Source organism: Desulfuromonas sp. TF (genome assembly GCF_000472285.1).
Taxonomy (GTDB): Bacteria; Desulfobacterota; Desulfuromonadia; order Desulfuromonadales; family ATBO01; genus ATBO01.
Map to the genome: position 1 here is coordinate 510,094 of NZ_KI421421.1, position 16,110 is coordinate 526,203.

Annotated in this window: 12 protein-coding genes; 6 read left to right on the forward strand and 6 right to left on the reverse strand. The window is 58.2% G+C overall.

All coding sequences use genetic code 11. The features are described 5' to 3' along the window. Positions 1 to 2: 2 nt before the first annotated feature. From DTF_RS0113730 to DTF_RS0113745, 4 genes are all read right to left on the reverse strand, one after another. A complete protein-coding gene (locus DTF_RS0113730) occupies positions 3 to 485 on the reverse strand; it encodes an N-acetyltransferase (protein ID WP_226989345.1) in 483 nt (160 codons plus the stop codon). After that, positions 472 to 1,488 carry an ATP-grasp domain-containing protein gene (locus tag DTF_RS23585; protein ID WP_081702976.1) on the reverse strand — a complete coding sequence of 339 codons (1,017 nt, stop codon included), beginning with the start codon at positions 1,486 to 1,488 and terminating at the stop codon, positions 472 to 474. Before DTF_RS23585 ends, DTF_RS0113730 begins: the two co-directional genes overlap by 14 nt. Then, positions 1,466 to 2,548, reverse strand: coding sequence for an ATP-grasp domain-containing protein (locus DTF_RS23590; RefSeq protein WP_051361306.1), 1,083 nt, complete (start codon positions 2,546 to 2,548; stop codon positions 1,466 to 1,468). The genes DTF_RS23585 and DTF_RS23590 overlap by 23 nt, the downstream gene beginning before the upstream one ends. A gap of 347 nt (positions 2,549 to 2,895) precedes the next feature. Beyond that, positions 2,896 to 3,219, reverse strand: a complete 324-nt coding sequence (locus DTF_RS0113745; protein WP_051361307.1) for a cytochrome c3 family protein — start codon at positions 3,217 to 3,219, stop codon at positions 2,896 to 2,898. A 264-nt stretch (positions 3,220 to 3,483) separates the two neighbouring features. Here DTF_RS0113745 and DTF_RS0113750 point away from each other — a divergent pair, with 264 nt between their 5' ends. Then, positions 3,484 to 4,407 carry a helix-turn-helix transcriptional regulator gene (locus DTF_RS0113750; RefSeq protein WP_027715778.1) on the forward strand — a complete coding sequence of 308 codons (924 nt, stop codon included), beginning with the start codon at positions 3,484 to 3,486 and terminating at the stop codon, positions 4,405 to 4,407. Between the two features lie 57 nt (positions 4,408 to 4,464). Here the strand turns inward: DTF_RS0113750 and DTF_RS0113755 are convergent, their stop codons facing one another. Continuing rightward, positions 4,465 to 5,844 carry a sigma-54 dependent transcriptional regulator gene (locus DTF_RS0113755; RefSeq protein WP_027715779.1) on the reverse strand — a complete coding sequence of 460 codons (1,380 nt, stop codon included), beginning with the start codon at positions 5,842 to 5,844 and terminating at the stop codon, positions 4,465 to 4,467. A 223-nt stretch (positions 5,845 to 6,067) separates the two neighbouring features. Between DTF_RS0113755 and DTF_RS0113760 the strand changes: the two genes are divergently transcribed. The 3 genes from DTF_RS0113760 (at position 6,068) to DTF_RS0113775 (ending at position 12,061) form a co-directional block, all read left to right on the forward strand. Next, positions 6,068 to 7,357, forward strand: coding sequence for a nodulation protein NfeD (locus tag DTF_RS0113760; RefSeq protein ID WP_226989346.1), 1,290 nt, complete (start codon positions 6,068 to 6,070; stop codon positions 7,355 to 7,357). A gap of 150 nt (positions 7,358 to 7,507) precedes the next feature. Further along, positions 7,508 to 8,269, forward strand: a complete 762-nt coding sequence (locus DTF_RS0113770; protein WP_027715781.1) for a slipin family protein — start codon at positions 7,508 to 7,510, stop codon at positions 8,267 to 8,269. 339 nt (positions 8,270 to 8,608) lie between these two features. Next, positions 8,609 to 12,061, forward strand: coding sequence for a pyruvate carboxylase (locus tag DTF_RS0113775; protein ID WP_027715782.1), 3,453 nt, complete (start codon positions 8,609 to 8,611; stop codon positions 12,059 to 12,061). A 203-nt stretch (positions 12,062 to 12,264) separates the two neighbouring features. Here the strand turns inward: DTF_RS0113775 and DTF_RS0113785 are convergent, their stop codons facing one another. Beyond that, entirely contained in the window at positions 12,265 to 14,550 is a 2,286-nt protein-coding gene (locus DTF_RS0113785) for a DNA translocase FtsK (RefSeq protein ID WP_027715784.1), read from the reverse strand. 250 nt (positions 14,551 to 14,800) lie between these two features. Between DTF_RS0113785 and DTF_RS0113790 the strand changes: the two genes are divergently transcribed. Both DTF_RS0113790 and DTF_RS0113795 read left to right on the forward strand, forming a co-directional pair. Continuing rightward, entirely contained in the window at positions 14,801 to 15,502 is a 702-nt protein-coding gene (locus DTF_RS0113790) for an FKBP-type peptidyl-prolyl cis-trans isomerase (RefSeq protein WP_027715785.1), read from the forward strand. A 115-nt stretch (positions 15,503 to 15,617) separates the two neighbouring features. After that, positions 15,618 to 16,046 (forward strand): peptidylprolyl isomerase, encoded by a 429-nt coding sequence (locus DTF_RS0113795; RefSeq protein ID WP_027715786.1) that lies wholly within the window; start codon positions 15,618 to 15,620, stop codon positions 16,044 to 16,046. The last annotated feature ends 64 nt before the right edge of the window (positions 16,047 to 16,110 follow it).

The window sequence follows — 16,110 nt, forward strand, 5'->3', positions numbered from 1 at the left end:
CTTCAGTTCTTCTCCTTTTTGGAAAAGCGTTTGATGTAGGTAATGCGGTCGTCGCCGACTCGGTAGAAGTCGCGAATGCGGGATTCTTCCACATATCCGGCCCGCTCGTAGAACAGCCTGGTTCTCTCATACCCGCCCTGGGAAGAAGTCTCCAGGCAGATAAGACGGGCGCCGCGGCTCTGGACATCGGCCTCGGCGTAGGCCATGAGTTCGCGGCCGACCCCCTGACCTTGGACAGCCGGATCGGTGGCGATCCAGTAGAGGTCGAAATTCCCCTCGGTGAGCGGGACCGGACCATAGAGGATGTAGCCGGTCACTCCCGCCTCGCTCTCGGCGACCGTGACCAAATAATCCTTCTGATCCGGATCGTCGAGTACGATGCCGAGCAGTTCCATGGCGCAGTCGACCTCGGTAACGGTAAATGCGCCTGTCGCATCCAGAATGCGCTTCAGCTGGGGAAGATCGCTGCGTTTAAGGCTTCGCATGGCCAGATTCCTTTCTTTTCAACGCCATGTTGAGAATGCGGTCGATCAGCTTCGGATAGGAGAGCTCCGCGGCCAGGGCTGACCTGGCCAGTCCGGCGGTGGGCGATATGTCCGGGTTGGCGTTCACTTCCAGGATGTAGGGAACGCCGTCTCGGAGGCGGATGTCGACGCGGGCGTAATCCCGGCATTCAAGAAGCTTGTAGGCGCGCAGGGCCACATCCCTGAGCCGGAATTCCTCCTGGACGTTTAGCGGAGCCGGACAAACAGGTTCCGTGTTTGAAAATTCGGTCGACTCTTCGAGCCATTTGCCGGCATAGCTGACGATCGGGCGGGCGAGGCCTTGACTGAAGCGGATCTCGGAAAGGGGCAACGTCTCGCTGGAAGTGTTGCCGAGGACCGCGGCGTTGATTTCCCGGCCATCAATGAACTCCTCGACCAGAGCGCCCTGGCGGTAGGTATCGTGAATATAGCGGATACGTTTTTTCAACTCGGGTTCGTTTTCAACGATGCTCTCGAAAGTAATGCCAAGGGATGCATCCTCAAAGCGGGGTTTGACGAAAAGAGGGAAAATAAGGTCACTTATCCTGGGAAATTGCTCCCCCGTTTTGACCAGTACAAATCTGGGGGTGGGAAGTCCGTGGCGCACCAGAACGTCCTTCGTGCGGACCTTGTCCTGAGTCAGACCTAGGGACAGGGGAGGGGAGCCGGTGTACGGGTAACCCAGCAGATCGAAGAGCGCCGCGATATGCATTTCCTTGCGACTGTCTCCCCAGAACCCTTCACAGAGATTGAAGATCACCTCGGGTTCGAGGGCATGCAATTCTTTAATGAATTTGGAGATGTCAGAGCCGAGAGGCGTCAGTTCCGCTTTGTGCCCAATCGCCCTCAAGGCTTTCCTGACGGCATAGGCCTCCGTTTCCGCCCCAGCTTCGGAAATGCGGTCTCCTGCTTCGCCTTTGCGCAACGTGTCAGGAACTTGGTTAAAGCATACCGCGACGTTCATTTCTGCTCCCCAGGCCCAGGTTAAGACGGTTGCAGGCGGTCTCCACAATTGTGAGGATCAAATGATCGTATGACAGCCCGGCAGCCCGCGCCGCCTTGGGAAAACAGCTGTTTTGTTCAGGGCGCGGCAGAATGCCGGGCAAGGGGTTGAGCTCGATGATGTGCGGCATGCCCTGTCCGTCCAGGCGCACATCGATCCGGCACCAGTCGCGACAACCCAGAATCCGAAAGGCCTTCTTGGAAACCTCCTCGATGTTTCTTTGCAGCAGTGGGTCAAGAACAGCCGGGCAGGAGAAAATTTGCAGAGGATTCTCCTCCTGATCCCAGAGCCATTTTGCCTCATAGGAATAAATGGGGTTCACGCCTGCCGGCAGGGTGTCGAAATTTATCTCGACAATAGGAAGTGCCCGCAGGTCGGGGCCGTTGCCCAGGAGGGCCACGGTGAATTCACGACCGGGGAGAAATTCCTCCACCAGCGCCGGCTGCCGGTATGTTTCGAGGACCCATTCCAACTGCCGAATCAGACCCTGCCGGTCTCTCACCAGGGCATTGTCCACCACTCCTTTGCTCGACCCTTCCAAGGTCGGCTTGACCATCAACGGATAGCGCAGGCCGGCGGGTATTTCCGACATGGAATGAACGATGGCGAAACGGGGGGTGGGAATCCGGTGCCAGGAGAGGATCTCCTTGGTGCGGCATTTGTCCAGACAGATGCCGAGCGTGACCGGGTCGCTGCCGGTGTACGGGATGTCGAGCATGTCGAGCATCGCAGGTATCTGGGCCTCGCGGCTGTTGCAGTTCAGGCCCTCGGCGATGTTGAAGACGAGGTCGGGCCGTAGAGTGCGAAAGGCATTGAAGGCGTCGAGGTTGGCCTCGACAAGGGAAACCCGATGCCGACTGGCAAGGGCCGATTCTACCGCCTTAATGGTATGGATGTCATCCCATTCGGCGTAAAGATCGTCGGAGGGTGAAGAGGGAGGTTCGGCGGGAGCATCCGCTGGAGAGCAGTCCTTTTCCTGAGCGGAATCCTGCCGCAGGTTGAAGGCGAGCGCGACGTGCATATTAACCCCTTTGAAGCCTGAGAATTCCCTTCCCACGAGGGGGGGATGGCGACGTTCCTTGGGTCCGGGGTGCCTGGGAGCTGGCGGATATAAAAAGGGGTTGCTTTTTATGCTTCGTCTTCTTGCGCGTTCCCGGACCGGAACGTATGCATATCGCTCATATACTCTCCTTTGTTTTTGGTGTCAACGCTAAAAAAAAATGCCTGTATTTCGAATATCTTATGTCGTGTGGAAGAGAACTAGACAGGGCCGTGCAGAAAAGAAAAAACAACATTGAGGATGCAGCGGGGGGCAGGCAATGGGAAAAAGTAAGAGGGGGCGGATGGCCGCCCCCCCCTTAAAGCATGTTACTTCTTGTGGCAGTCCTTGCAGCCGGTGGGGCCGCCTTTGTCCTTATGGCAGTCTTTGCACAGCTTGTGGAAGGCGTCCTTTTGTGTGGGCGCGGCAGCATCGACACCGTGACAGGTGTTGCATTTGCCTGTTTCAACGCCTTTGTGGTGGCAGGTCGTGCAGTCCGCCACGCGACCCTGGTGGGCCTGATGCTGGAAGGTCACGGTGCCCATTTTGGTCTCATACTGGACGGTTTCCTGACCTTTGTCGGCGGCCGTGGCCACCAGAGCGCCGGCGGCCATGAAGCCGGCTACGAGCAGAACAGCGATGAAACGTTTCATACCTGTACCTCCATGTGAATAAGGGTTGATTCTGCGAACGGGATGTTCGCTGTTTCAGATGAGAGTTTACAGGACAATATTGATTAATACATCAGACATCTGGTTGTTTTTTACCCGATGTCTGGTTCATTTGCTGTGATTTTAATAGCTTAGACTTAACGATGTCGAGCAAATTCAAGACCTGTTCAGGGTTTTTTCATTACTGTTTGCACCTTTGTGAGGAGTCTGCTAAACTCCACGCCAATTGGCTGGAGAGGTATTTGAATGGATCACGGTCTACCCCCCACAATTTGCCTGAACGGCAGTCTTGTCCGACGCGTCCGCGAGGAAAAAAAACTGACCCAACTTTATGTGGCCAAGGTCGTCGGGGTGACCACGGACACCATATCCCGATGGGAGAATAACCGTTATCCGTCTATAAAGCGCGAAAACGCCCTGCGCCTGGCCGAAGCCCTCGAAGTTCCCGTAGAGCAAATTCTGGAAGGGGGGACTGGGGAGTGTCCGCTTCCGGAGGCGACCGTAAATGAATGGAAAAGCTGGAATCGCATCGTCCCCCCGATTCTTGTTCTGGCCGCAGTGGTGGGGATGCTCTTTTACTTTAATCGCAGCGAAGTCCTGGAGGCGGGCATCAAGGGCAGTCGATCACTTCCTAATTATGCCGCTCCGGGAAGCATCATCCCGGTGCAGATCCGTCTGGAGGCGGAGGACGAGATGCAGGGAGTTATTCTGAGAGAGCATTTCCCTCGGGGATGGAAGCTGATTGAAGCCAATCCTCCGGCCTCGAGTCTGGATAACGTGGAGGGAGTGGCTCGGTGGATCATCAAGCCCAATGAAGGCCAGCGCCCGATTTCCTATCTGCTCAAGGTGGGTGAGCAGGCTGAGATCGGCAGCACCGGCAGATTTATCGGCGAGGTGGTCGCCAAATCCAAGGGGCGCACGCCGCCGGCCCCGGTGCTCGGTGAGGAACAGATCAAGGTTGCCCCTTTTTTATGGGCGGACCTGAATGGCGACAACCTGATCGATGACGGCGAGATGCTGCAAGCTTCCGACACGGTCGATGAAATGAAGGGGGTTCATATCAATTGGGACCTTCTGGAAAATATCTGGGATGCGGGCAGCTACAAGTGGGATGTCCGCAAGCAGGGGTTTGTGCCTGTCAAGCCCCCTCCACCCGAACCTGTTCTTTAGCAATCAGCCTTCAGTTTTCAGCTTTCAGTTCTCCGTCCTTCGTCCCGGCTTTCAGGTTTACTCCAACCCCAGCCTTTTGATCTTCTCCACAAGAGTGGTGCGATTGATGCTCAACAGAGAGGCGGCCCGGGCCTTGATTCCGCCGCCCAGATCGAGTGCCTCCCGGATCATGTGACGTTCGATTTCACTGATCACCTGCGCCATGTCCACTCCCTCTTCCGTGACTCGGGGGCCGAGAAGGGACAGGGGGTCCTCCTTGTGTCCGCCGATTCCCGAGGGCAGGTCCTCCCGTTCTATCAATTCGCCCTCTGTCAGGGCCACCGTCCGCTCCATGACGTTCTCCATTTCCCGCACATTCCCTGGCCAGTCATACGCCTCCAGTGCCCTCATGGCAGCTGGGGAGAGAGACATGAGAGGACGGTTCATTTCATTGCAGCTCTTCTGCAGAAAGTGACGGGCCAGGAGGGCGATGTCTTCACGGCGTTCGCGCAGGGGCGGAAGAAGGATGGGGATGACGTTGAGACGGTAATAGAGGTCTTCGCGGAAATGGCCCTTTTTAACCTGCTCCTCCAGATCGGCGTTTGTCGCCGAAATGACGCGAACGTTGAGCTTTATTTTCTGGCTCGAGCCGACCCTTTCCACCTCATGCTCCTGGAGCACGCGCAGAAGTTTCATCTGCAGGTGCATGGGCATGGTGCCGATCTCGTCGAGGAAGATGGAGCCGCCGCTGGCAGCCTCGAATTTGCCTGCTTTGTCGCTCATTGCGCCGGTGAAGGAGCCTTTGACGTGACCGAAGAGTTCACTCTCCAGCAGGTCTGCCGGGATGGCGCCGCAGTTGATGGCGATGAACGGCTTGTCCTTGCGCAGGCCGTTGAAGTGGATGGCCTTGGCGACCAGCTCCTTTCCCGTCCCCGACTCTCCAAGGATGAGGATAGTCGAATCGGTGTGGACGATCTTCTCCATCCGGGAGAAAACCTGCTGGATGGCAAGGCTGTTGCCGATGATCCGGTCGAACTTGTATTTGCCCCGAAGCTGCTGGCGAAGATAGAGGTTCTCCGCGACCAGGCGGCTCTTCTCCATGGCCTTTGCAACCAGGATCTTCAGTTTTTCGAAATTGAGGGGTTTGGTGATGTAGTCGAAGGCTCCCTCCTTCATCGCTTCCACGGCCGTTTCCGCCGAGGCGTTGCCGGTGATGAGAATGACGCAGGTGTAAGGAGAATCTTCCTTCACCTTCTTGAGGATATCGATGCCGCTGGCCCCAGGAAGAAACAGGTCGGTAATGACGATTTCGAAAGGCGTTTTGTGAAGAAGTTCCAGCCCCTCTTCACCCGATGCCGCGGATTGAACCTGGTAGCCGGCGTGAGTAAGAAGGAGGGCCAGTGCCTCGCGGTTGTGGGCCTCGTCATCAATCAAGAGTATTTGAGACAGATTCTTCATCGACCACTCCACGGGAGGAATGAAAGCGTCATTGCTTTGACGGTACTCAAATTAGCATATCACTGACAACCGCGCAAGCCGGATTTCGGTAAAAGCCCAATCTCCTGAAGCCCACCCGCCGCGATCACCCCGAATACCGATTTGACACGCTCTATGCCCTTGTTAATATTGTACAATGACATCAGAAAAACGACATGGGCTTGCTGTCGCCCTCGTGTTGAGCATGCTGCTTCTGTGCCCCTTTTTTGAAGTGAAGGGACAGCCTGCCGCCGCACCCATTCGGGTGGTCCAGGTGGCAGGGGTCATCAATCCCGTGGTCGCCGATTTCATCACTGCCGAACTTGCGAGCGTCAACGCCGGCGAAGCCGAAGCCTTTCTTCTGGAACTCGATACGCCGGGCGGGCTCGATACGGCGATGCGCGCCATTATCCAGGGGATTCTCGGGTCCGAAGCGCCTGTCATCGTCTATGTCTATCCCTCGGGCGCCCGGGCGGCCTCGGCAGGCGCCCTAATCACCTTGGCCGCCGATTTCGCGGCCATGGCCCCCGGTACCAATATCGGCGCCGCGCATCCGGTGACGATCGGTCCAAGCCCCGGCGGTGACGGGGACAAGGAAAGCCCGATGATGAGTAAGGTGGTCGAAGATGCCGCCGCCTACGCCCGCAGCATCGCTCAGCAGCGCGGGCGCAACGTGGAGTGGGCAGAGAGAATTGTGCGTGAAAGCATCTCGACGCCGGCTACAGAGGCTCATGAACTCGGCGTCATCGATATCGTCGCCGCGGACGAGAACTCCCTCCTCGCCGCTCTGGACGGCCGCACATATCGGCGCGGAGGCGAGGAAAAGATTCTGAAGACCGAGGGGGCGGTCCTGAACCGAGCCGAAATGGGGTGGCGGCAGAAGATCCTCAATGCCGTCAGCCATCCCAATGTCGCTTATCTGCTGATGATGCTCGGCATCCTCGGGATCTTTTTCGAGATCTCTCAGCCGGGGGTCATCCTCCCGGGAGCGATCGGGGCCATCGCCTTGCTGCTGGCCTTTTTCGGTTTGCAGACCCTGCCTGTCAATTATGTCGGGTTCTTGCTGATTCTGCTCGGAATCATACTGTTCATTCTCGAAGTGTTCGTCACTTCGTACGGGATGCTGAGCATCGGCGGCCTCGTTGCCCTGACCATGGGCTCTCTGATGCTGATCGACACCTCCGTCCCCTATCTTCAGATCTCCCGGGCAGTGATCTTCGCTACCGTGGCGGTGTGCGGAGGCTTTGTCGCAACGGTGCTGTTCTTCGTTGTGCGCACGCAGAAGACCCGCTTCGTTTCGGGGGTGGAGGGGATGGTGGGGGAGCTGGGGCAGGCCGTCACCGATATCCACCGGCAGGGAAAGGTCTTCGTCCACGGCGAATACTGGGATGCCTTTTCTACCGAGCCGATCGCCCTGGGGGAGACGGTGGAAGTCGTACGGATTGCCGAAAACATGCGGATTGAAGTCAAAAAACTGGAGAGCGCTTCTCGATGAGAGGACCTCTTCCTGTTTCAATGAGAATAAAAAAGGAGAATAAACGATGGATTCTGCCTGGGTCGTCTGTTGTCTCATGGTCGCTCTGCTGGTCGGCATGGTCGCCAACGGGGTGAAAATCTTTTCCGAACTGATTTTCGAGGAGGACGAATGATTCCCATCGGATTGATCGGCTGGGCGGTTGTCCTGGCGCTGTTGATCGGCATCATCAGCAGCGCCGTGCGGATACTTTTCGAGTACGAGCGGGGGGTGGTCTTCCGCCTCGGCCGCTTCGCCATGGTCAAGGGTCCTGGCCTGCGCTTTATCATTCCGGTCGTCGACCGGATCATCAAGGTCAGCCTGCGCACGGTGGCCATGGACGTTCCGCCCCAGGACGTCATCACCAAGGACAACGTCTCCATCAAGGTCAACGCTGTCCTGTATTTCCGCGTGGTCGATCCGGAGAAGGCGATGATCGAGGTGGAAAACTATCTCTATGCCACCAGCCAGCTCGCCCAGACCTCTCTGCGCAGCGTTCTGGGGCAGTCGGAGCTAGACGAACTGCTGGCCCACCGGGAGAGGATTAATCAGCATCTCCAGGAGATTCTCGACCGGCAGACTGATCCTTGGGGGGTCAAGATCTCCAATGTCGAGATCAAGCACGTCGATCTGCCGGTGGAGATGCAACGTGCCATGGCCCGCCAGGCAGAAGCCGAGCGCGAACGGCGCTCCAAGGTCATCCATGCCGAGGGAGAATTCCAGGCCGCGCAAAAACTCTCCGAAGCCGCCAAGATCATCTCCTCCGAGCCGGGCGCGCTGCAGCTGCGTTTTCTTCAGACCCTGACGGAAGTCTCGGCGGAGAAGAACTCCACCATTGTCTTTCCGATCCCCCTCGATCTGATCAAGGTGTTCATGGATAAGGCGGAAAGGTAAACAGAACTCGATGGGACGCTGGAGACATTCTCTGAGCCTCTGGACATCTGTCTTCCATGAGAAGAATAGGGTTGAAATTTCTCAATTGCGATATATGGGATCATTCGCGATAAAGAGTTTAAAATCGTCAGTGAAATCAGCAACTTATTAAGTAAAACAATATTTTACCTTGACAAGACATTCCCGCCTCTGGTTATATGTCGTCACCCTGAGTCCTTCCCTAAGATGATAGAATAACTGAAAAATTCAGTATAGTTAAAAATTTAATTTAACTTTATTTTCGTTTTGTTTTAGATAAATCCGTATCGGCGATTGAAGTCAGCCGCTGGAGGAGGTTTAATGGCTGTACAGAAGTTCAAGAAAATCATGGCGGCAAATCGTGGGGAAATCGCCATCCGTATTTTCCGTGCGTGCACCGAACTTGGGATCAGCACCGTTGCGATCTATTCGGAGCAGGACCGGCTTTCGCTGCACCGCTACAAGGCCGACGAGGCCTATCTGATCGGCAAGGGCAGGGGGCCCATCGACGCCTATCTGAGCATCGACGAGATCATCGATCTCGCCCGCAGGAAGGATGTCGACGCCATCCATCCCGGCTACGGCTTTCTGTCGGAGAATCCGGAGTTCGCCGAGGCCTGCGAGCGGGCCGGCATCGCCTTCATCGGGCCGACCCCCGAGATCCAGCGCCGCCTCGGGGACAAGGTTTCCGGACGCCAGGTGGCTGCCGAGGCCGGGGTGCCGGTGGTCCCCGGGACCGAAAAGCCGATCCAGACCGAGGAGGAAGCCCTGATCTTTGCCAAGGCGACGGGCTATCCGATCATCGTCAAAGCCAGCGCCGGCGGCGGGGGTCGCGGCATGCGGGTTGCCCGCAGCCAGAAGGAGCTTCTCGAAGGGCTGCGAAGCGCCGCCTCCGAGGCCCAGGCGGCCTTCGGCAACGCCGCCATTTTTCTGGAGAAGTACATCGAGAACCCCAAGCACGTCGAGGTCCAGATTCTCGGCGACAAGTACGGCAACATCATCCATTTCTACGAGCGCGACTGCTCCATCCAGCGCCGGCATCAGAAGGTCATCGAAATCGCCCCGTCGCTTTATCTGACCGCCGACAAGCGCAAGGAGCTGTGCGACTACGCGATGAAGATCGCCCGGGCGGTCGACTACGTCAACGCCGGCACCATCGAGTTCCTTCTGGACCGGGACGGCAACTTCTACTTCATCGAGGTCAATCCCCGCATCCAGGTGGAGCACACGGTCACCGAACTGGTCACCATGCGCAATCTGGTGCAGGCCCAGATACGCATCGCCGAAGGGCACAAGCTCACCGACCCGGCGATCAACATCCAGAGCCAGAAGGACATCGAGCTGCGCGGCTACGCCATCCAGTGCCGGGTCACCACAGAGGACCCGCTGAACAACTTCGCTCCTGATTTCGGCACTATCAAGGCTTACCGCACCGCCGCCGGCTTCGGCGTGCGCCTCGATGCCGCCGCGGGCTATGCCGGAGCCCAGATCACCCCTCATTACGACTCGCTCCTGGTCAAGATCTCCACCTGGGGCCTGACCTTCGCCGATGCCGCCCGTACCATGGACCGCAGCCTGCGGGAGTTCCGCATCCGCGGGGTCAAGACGAATATAGGCTTTCTCGAAAAGGTCGTCACCCACCCTCTCTTCCTCGAGGGCAAGTGCGACACCTCCTTCCTCGACAGCCATCCCGAGGTGTTCCAGTTCCCGCTCAAGCGCGACCGGGCAAACAAGCTGCTCAACCTCCTCGGCCACACCACGGTCAACGGCTATCCTGGAATCAAGCCGGAGAAGGCGCTGCACTTCAAGAACTTGCGCGAACCGGATCTGCCGGAAATTCCCTACGGCCAGGCGCATCCGCGCGGCAGCCGCGACATATTGCGGGAGAAGGGTCCCGAGGGGCTGGCCGAGTGGGCTCGCAAGCAGAAGAAGCTGCTGATCACCGACACCACCATGCGCGACGCCCATCAATCGCTGATGGCGACCCGGTTCCGCACTTTTGATCTCGACCGCATCGCCGAGGCGACGGCGCACCTCGGTGGCGGCCTTTTCTCCCTGGAGATGTGGGGAGGCGCCACCTTCGACGTCTCCATGCGCTTTCTCAAGGAAGACCCCTGGGAGCGCCTCGACCGGCTGCGCCAGAAGGTCCCCAACATCCTTTTCCAGATGCTGCTGCGCGGCTCCAACGCCGTCGGCTACACCAACTACCCCGACAACGTGGTGCAGGAGTTCGTCTACAAGGCGGCCGAGAGCGGCATCGATATCTTCCGGGTCTTCGATTCTCTCAACTGGACCAAGGGGATGGCCGTGGCCATGGACGCGGTGCGCAAGAGCGGCGCCGTCTGCGAAGCCTCCATGTGCTACACCGGCGACATTCTCGATCCCAAGCGGGACAAGTATCCCCTCCAGTATTACGTCGATCTCGCCAAAGAGCTCGAGTCGATGGGCGCCCACATCCTGGCCATCAAGGATATGGCCGGACTGCTCAAGCCCTTCGCCGCCGAGAAGCTGGTGCGGGCCCTCAAGAGCGAGATCGGCATTCCTGTGCACCTGCACACTCACGACACCTCGAGCAACGGCGGAGCGACGCTGATGATGGCCGCCAAGGCGGGAGTCGATATCGTCGATGCGGCCCTCTCCTCGGTCTCCGGCCTTACCGCCCAGCCAAACCTCAACGCCCTGCTGGCGGCTCTGGAAGGGAGCATCTGGGATCCGCAGCTCGACATGGAGGGAATCCAGAAGCTGGCCAATTACTGGGAGACGGTGCGCACCTACTACGCCCCTTTCGAATCCGAGCTGCGCAGCGGCACGGCCCAGGTCTATCACCACGAGATCCCCGGCGGCCAGTACTCCAACTACAAGCCACAGGTCGAGGGCCTCGGCCTCGGTCACCGCTGGGAGGAGTGCAAGGAGATGTACCGAAAGGTCAACGACATGTTCGGCGACCTGGTCAAGGTCACCCCTTCATCCAAGATCGTGGGCGACATGGCCATGTTCATGGTTCAGAACAACCTCCAGCCCGAGGACGTCTACGAGCGCGGCCGGGACCTGGCCTTCCCCCAGGGGGTGGTGGACTTCTTCAAGGGAATGATCGGGCAGCCCTACGGCGGCTTCCCCGAGCGCCTGCAGAAAATCATCCTCAAGGGAGAGCAGCCTCTCACCTGCCGCCCCGGCGAGCTTCTCGAGCCCGTCGACCTGGCCGCCAAAAAGGCAGAGCTGGAAAAGAAGCTGGGGCACCCCGTCTCTGAGCGCGAGGTCCTCTCCGCCGTTCTCTATCCCGGCGTCTTCGAAGAGTTCGACCGGCACCGCCAGGCGTTCAGCGACACCTCGGTACTCCCCACTCCTGTATTCTTCTACGGTCTCGACGTGGGCGACGAGGTGAGCATCGACATCGAGGCCGGCAAGACCCTCATCGTCAAACTCAACGCCGTCGGCCGGGTCCGCGAGGACGGCACCCGCAACATCTACTTCGAGCTCAACGGCGAAGGGCGCCAGGTATCGATCAAGGACCTCTCGGCGGTCACCGAGATCGTATCCCACGCCAAGGCCGACCCCGACGACTTCAAGGAGGTCGGGGCGCCGATGCCGGGCAAAATCTTCAAGGTGCTGGTTGCCGTCGGCGATCAGGTCAAGGAGGGAGATATCCTTCTCTCCACCGAGGCGATGAAGATGGAGACCAACGTCAAGGCGAAGAAGGAAGGCGTGGTCCGGGAGATTCTCTTCAAGGAAGGTGATCAGGTCAACCAGGGGGATCTGCTGGTTGTTTTGGAGTAGTCTTTAGCGCTCCGACATGAAACGAGAAAAGGCCGGTTCCCGATGCGGGGCGGGCCTTTTCTCGTTGAATTTAATATGCGGAAGATGTTTCGGATTCAATGACTTGTCGGTAGACATCTCCACATGGAATTGGTCCTTGGGGAAATGGTAGCGGAGGGAGGAAGTAATGGCAATCAGAAGCGGAAACGGAATGAAGGCGAACTTCATGCCGAAGGAATGTTGCTGATGAACACCTCGCGCGGCCTGCTGGTCCCGTCCGAAGGCCCCACGATCCCTTCCTGTTCCATTTTTTCGATCATCCGCGCCGCTCGGTTGTAGCCGAGGCGCAACCGGCGCTGGAGCATGGAGATGGAGGCTTGGCGCGTTTCGGCGATGATGGCCAGCGCCTCGTCCCATTTCTCGTCATACCCTTCCTCGTCGCCGCCGCCTCCCTCTCCGGAAGGCGGCGCTTCGAGGATCGACTTGTCGTATTCCGGGTCTCCCTGCTTCTTGAGGAATTCGACCACCCGCTGCACCTCCAGCTCAGAGACGAAGGCGCCATGGACGCGCTGCAGGGCGCCGGTACCGGGGGGAAGAAAGAGCATGTCTCCCATCCCCAGGAGGGCTTCGGCTCCCATCTGGTCGAGTATGGTGCGCGAGTCGATGCGGGAGAAGACCTTGAAGGAGATCCGGGTGGGAAAATTAGCCTTGATCAGTCCGGTGATGACGTCGACGCTGGGGCGCTGGGTGGCCAGGATGAGGTGGATGCCCGAGGCCCGGGCCATCTGCGCCAGGCGTGTGACCGCTTCCTCGATGTCGCGGCCGGCGACCATCATCAGGTCGGCCAGTTCGTCGACGATGACCACGATGTAGGGGAGATGGCCGTGGTCGAGCTCCTCCCCTTCGGCGATCTGGATCTGCGGCAGCGCATCTTCATCGGCATCAATCGGATCGACCACCACCTTGTCCTCGGCACGCAGCTTCTCTTTTTCCTTCTCTTCCCGGGCGACCTTTTTGTTGTAACCCTCGATGTTCCGAACCCCTTTGTCGGCCATCAGCTTGTAGCGGCGCTCCATCTCGCGCACCGCCCAGTTGAGGGCGAGGGCCGCCTTCTTCGGGTTGGTCACCACCGGCAGCAGCAGATGGGGAATCCCCTCATAGATGCTGAGCTCGAGCATCTTGGGGTCGACCATGATGATGCGGACATCTTCCGGGGTGGCGCGGTAAAGGAGGGAGAGGACCATGGTGTTGATGGAGACCGACTTGCCGCTTCCGGTTGAGCCCGCCACCAGTACGTGCGGCATCTTGGCCAGGTCGGAGACGACCGTACGGCCGAAAATATCCTTGCCCAGCGCCATCGGCAGCCGCCCCCCGGATTTCTGGAATTCCTCCGAGTCGAAAATCTCCTTGAGATAAACCGTCTGTCGCTCCTTGTTGGGAATCTCGATTCCCACCACCCCGCGTCCGGGGATCGGGGCGACGATGCGGATGGAGAGGGCCTTCAGCGCCATGGAGAGGTCGTCGGAGAGGCCGGCGATCTTGTTCACTTTGACCCCAGGGGCGGGGGCGAATTCGTACATGGTGACCACCGGTCCCGGCTTGACCTCCACCACTTCTCCATCGACGTTGAAGTCCTTGAGCTTTTTCTCCAGAATCCGGGCGTTCATGGTCAGCGCCTCCCGGTCGACCGGCGGCGGGGCTTCGCCCTCGTGATCGAGAAGGGAGAGGGGGGGGCGGTGATAGGTTCCCGAGGGCTCGAGGAAATCGAAGGTCTCCTGACCGATTTCCTCTGCCGTATTTTTCTTCTTCGCTTTGGGCGGCTTGAGCATGAACTGAGCCGGCTTGGGTTCGGGGGGAACGATCAGCGGCGCCGCGGCGATTCGCATCCCCTTCTCTTTGGCCTTTTTGGCCTTGCGGGCTTCCCGGGTTTCGCGGCGCCGTTCCAGGCCGCTGCCGAGACGGCCGAGGATTCCCTCCAGGAAAAGGACGACGGAGAAGCGGGCGGCGAGCATCAGGGAGACGAGAAAGAATACGGTGAGAAAGATGGCCGCGCCGGTGATGTTGAGATAACCGGTCAGTGCGTCGGCCAGAACCCGTCCGGCCCCTCCTCCCGCTTCATTGACGGTCTCTCCGAAAAAGGAGACTTCCCGCAGGCGGAGTGCGATCAGTCCGTCCAGGGAAAGGAGGAGAACGACAAAGGCGCCCACCTTATAGAAACGAAACCTGACGTCGCGGAACTTGAGCAGGCGCCAGGAGAAGAGGAGACAGGCCAGGGGGATGAGCAGGGCCGGCAGACCGAAGGCCTGAAAAAACAGGTCGGCAAGGTTTGAGCCGACCACACCGCCGAAGTTGCGGATAACCTCGGGGTGGAGATTGTTGTTGAAGGAGGGATCGCCATTATCGAAGGATATGAGACAGAGCAGGCCGAAGATGCCTGCTGCCAGCCAGAATACTCCGGCGATTTCCTTCTTGAGATGTTCCCGGAAAAATGATTTGGATTCGTCACTCATAGCTCGCTACTATAGCGCGGACAGTAAAACGGAGCAACGCCCAATTTTGCAAGGTGTGTCAGCACGGAAAGACAGACGAGTGCGCGATCAAAGAGGGCCGGGCAAGAACAAAGGGAAGGAGGGACCCTGATTCCAAGTTTTTCAGACAATGATTAGTTGACAGACATGTTTCCCCGGGTTATGTAGATAAGGATTCATGATTTTTACTGCCCACAATACTTCATGCTGTTTACCCCGGAAAGGAACCCAAATGAAAAGGCAACTCCTGGCAATTCTGACGACCTTCACCATTGTTCTGCTTGCAATCGGCTGTACCGCCGCGGACAAGACGCCCAAGCTGGAGACGCTGATGGACAAGGTCAGCTACAGTATCGGCCTAAATATCGGAAAGGATTTCAAGTCTCAGAATATCGAGGTCAATCCTGAATTGCTGGCCCGCGGGATCAAAGATGCGATCTCGGACACTAAACCGCTGCTGACCGATGAAGAGATCCAGGAAGCCATCGGGAGATTTCAGCAGGAAAGGATGGCCGAGGCGGAGGAGATGGCCAAGGCGGCAGGGGAGAAGAACCGGCAAGAGGGGGAATCTTTCCTTCTGGAAAATGCAAAAAAGGAAGGGGTCGTGACGCTGCCGAGCGGCCTTCAGTATAAAGTCATCGAGGAAGGGACCGGAAAATCCCCCGAGCCTGGGGATCAGGTGACGGTCCATTACCGCGGGACCCTCGTCGACGGAACGGAATTCGACAGCTCCTATGAGCGCGGCGAGCCTGTTACTTTTCCTGTCGGGGGAGTGATCCCCGGCTGGACCGAGGCTCTGCAGTTGATGAAGGAAGGAGCCAAGTGGCAACTCTTCATCCCGCCTTCTCTCGCATACGGCGAAAAGGGTGCTGGCCAGGTGATCGGTCCGAACTCCACCCTCATTTTTGATGTCGAGCTTATTTCGGTCCAGTAAGATCCGGAAAGGAATTTTCGCCGGGCCGTCTGCGCCAGGGTGCCGGCGCAGACGGCCCATTTTTCTACAGGAAAACGCGCTCGACGCCAGGGCGGGAAAAAAGGAAGGAAAATTGATGGCACATGCAAAAGAAGGCGATCTCGTAAAAGTTCATTACACCGGAAGCCTGGAAGACGGAACCGAGTTCGATTCGTCCGCAGACAAGGAGCCGCTGGAATTTACCATTGGAAAAGGAGAAGTCATTCCCGGCTTCGAGCAGGCGGTTTCAGGAATGTCCCCAGGAGAAAGTAAAACCGTTACCGTTCCTCCAGAGCAGGCTTATGGACAGCACAAGGAGGAAATGGTGGCTGTCCTTGAACGCAAGGATGTTCCGGCTGATATCGAACTGGCCGTCGGTAATCACCTGGAGGTTTCCCAGGAGAACGGCGACTCTTTTCCGGTCATGGTGACCGATCTTTCCGATACTGCCGTGACGCTGGACGCCAATCATCCCCTGGCCGGGAAGTCCCTGGTTTTTAAGATCACCCTGCTTGAAGTCGCCTGATTTTCGGAACCATCCACCGACCCGCCGGAGGGGACCGGCGGCTGTTTTTATCTGATATAATTGC